We start from the raw sequence: 244 nt of genomic DNA on the forward strand, positions 1-244 counted from the left end.
TTTTTAAATAGTAGTTTAGGTTAGTACCTTTATAATAGTTAGCATCTATACAATAACTCGTGTCTGGTAAAATAAGTTGTTTAGTTTTTTCTTCTGACAAATAATATTTTTCGTCCACATCATCTTCCAAAATGTCCTTTAGTCTAATTGTCAACTCTTGTTTTTCAGGGAAAACATAAGGCTCGTGTTCTCCTAAAATGCTGACACAAAACACACGCTCCCGATTTTGAGGAATACCATAGTC

At 32.8% G+C, this 244-nt stretch carries 1 protein-coding gene; it reads right to left on the reverse strand.

Features of this window, described 5'->3' with window-relative positions; genetic code table 11:
- Window positions 1–244: DNA cytosine methyltransferase (locus ACR9ZK_RS23100; RefSeq protein ID WP_481344253.1), on the reverse strand; the 244-nt coding region annotated here is incomplete at both ends.

This window comes from Monashia sp. HAY1-5C (assembly GCF_056755255.1).